General features: G+C 65.8%; 1 protein-coding gene and 1 pseudogene. Both read left to right on the top strand.

Annotation, left to right across the window (positions count from 1 at the left end):
• Window positions 1-46 precede the first annotated feature (46 nt).
• A complete protein-coding gene (ctaD, locus tag EQG76_RS20500) occupies window positions 47-1,960 on the top strand; it encodes a cytochrome c oxidase subunit I (RefSeq protein WP_159716197.1) in 1,914 nt (637 codons plus the stop codon).
• Window positions 1,957-2,138 (top strand): annotated as a pseudogene (locus EQG76_RS20495) (cytochrome c oxidase subunit 3); the annotation flags it as partial. The gene ctaD and the pseudogene EQG76_RS20495, both read left to right, overlap by 4 nt.

Raw genomic sequence — 2,138 nt, 5'->3', positions numbered from 1 at the left:
CATCGGACGAGCTGAACGCGCTCACAGCCTATCTGGAGGGGCTGAAGTGAGTGAGAGCACGGTGGCGGCGGATCTGCGCGACACCGACCTGGACGGGCCGGAACTCCAGGCCCGGCTCGCCCGCACCTGGGGAACCGGCCAGGGCCTGATCACGCGCCTGTCCACGGTCGACCACAAGGTGATCGGCAAGCGCTACATCGTCACCGCCTTCGTCTTCCTGTTCCTGGGCGGGCTCCTGGCCGTCGCCATGCGCCTGCAACTTTCCCGGCCGGAAAGCGATCTGATCGGGCCGGATCTGTACAACCAGATCTTCACCATGCACGGCTCGACCATGATGTTCCTGTTCGCCGTGCCGGTGATGGAGGCGGTAGCGATCTACCTGGTGCCGCTCATGGTCGGCACCCGGAACATCGCGTTTCCGCGCCTGAACGCGCTCAGCTACTGGATCTTCCTGCTCGGCGGCTCGTTCCTCTGGATCGCCTTCTTGCTGAATACCGGCCCAGATGTCGGCTGGTTCGCCTATGTGCCGCTGGCCGGCCCGGAATTCGCGCCGGGCAAGCGCGCCGACATCTGGGCGCAGATGATCACCTTCACCGAGGTTGCCGCCATCCTGGTGGCGATCGAGATCATCGCCACCGTGTTCAAGCAGCGCGCGCCCGGCATGTCGCTCGACCGCATCCCGCTCTTCGTCTGGGCGATGCTGGTCGTCTCCTTCGTCGTGCTGTTCAGCATGCCGGCGGTCATGGTGGCCTCCACCTCGCTGATCCTGGACCGGCTGGTCGGCACCCATTTCTTCAATCCGGCCGAAGGCGGCGACGCGCTGCTCTGGCAGCACCTGTTCTGGTTCTTCGGCCATCCTGAGGTCTACATCATCTTCCTGCCCGGCACCGGCATGGTCGCCGAGATCGTCACGACCTTCTCGCGCCGGCCGGTGTTCGGCTATCTGGCCCTGGTCCTTTCCCTGATGGCGACGGGCTTCCTCTCCTTCGGTCTGTGGGTGCACCACATGTTCGTGGCGGGCGTGCCGCAGCTGGGAGCCAGCTTCTTCACCGCGTCGAGCATGCTGATCGCGATCCCTAACGGCGTGCAGATCTTCTGCTGGATCGCCACGCTTGCTACCGGCAAGGTAGTGGTCCGCACGCCGCTTTTGTTCGTGCTGGGCTTCTTCGTGATCTTCGTGCTGGGCGGGATGACCGGGGTGATGGTGGCCTCGGTGCCGATCGACAACCAGGTCCACGACACCTACTTCGTGGTGGCGCATTTCCATTATGTGCTGATCGGCGGTGCGGTGTTCCCGCTGCTGGGCGCGGTCTATTACTGGTTTCCCAAGATCACCGGCCGGATGATGAGCGAGCGCCTGGGCAGGTGGCATTTCTGGCTGGCCTTCATCGGCTTCAACATCGCCTTCTTCCCGATGCACGTCCTGGGCCTGCGCGGCATGCCCCGGCGGGTCTACACCTATGGGCCCGAGCTCGGCTGGACCGACCTGAACCTCCTGGTCAGCGCCGGCAGCGTGGTCCTGGCCGTGAGCTTCGGCCTGTTCGCCTGGAACGTGATCCGGAGCTCGCGCAGCGGCGAACCTGCCGGCCCGAATCCCTGGGGGGCGGGCACGCTGGAATGGGCCACGACTTCGCCGCCGCAGCCGCACAATTTCGACCGGATCCCGGCGGTGGTGAGCCGCGAGCCGCTCTGGACGCCGCGCGACAGCCTGCCGGTGGTCACCGGGCTCAGCGTCGACAACCGTGAGCTGGTGGTCAGCACGCTCGCCGATGCCCGGCCGGAACTCCGGGAAAGCTCGCCCGAGCCCTCGATCTGGCCCTTCATCACCGCGATCGCGATCACGATCACCTTCGTCTTCTCGATCTTCACCCCCTGGGCGGCCGTCTGGGGCTCGGCGCTGATCGCCGTGTGCGTGACCGGCTGGTTCTGGCCCAAGGGGACCAAGGAGGACGAGCAGTGAAAACCCATCCGGTCGAGGACCTGTCGCACCTGCCGACCTACGGCTTCGGCGCGCAGAGCCCGATGTGGTGGGGCACGCTCGGCCTGCTGGCGGTCGAGGGCATGGGCTTCGTGCTCGTCATCGGCATGTATCTCTATCTCTGGTTCATCAATCCGGCATGGCCGCTCGGCGTGACCCC

The sequence above is a fragment of the Geminicoccus flavidas genome (assembly GCF_009806515.1).
GTDB lineage: Bacteria > Pseudomonadota > Alphaproteobacteria > Geminicoccales > Geminicoccaceae > Geminicoccus > Geminicoccus flavidus.
This window is presented reverse-complemented; position numbering and strand designations above follow the sequence as displayed.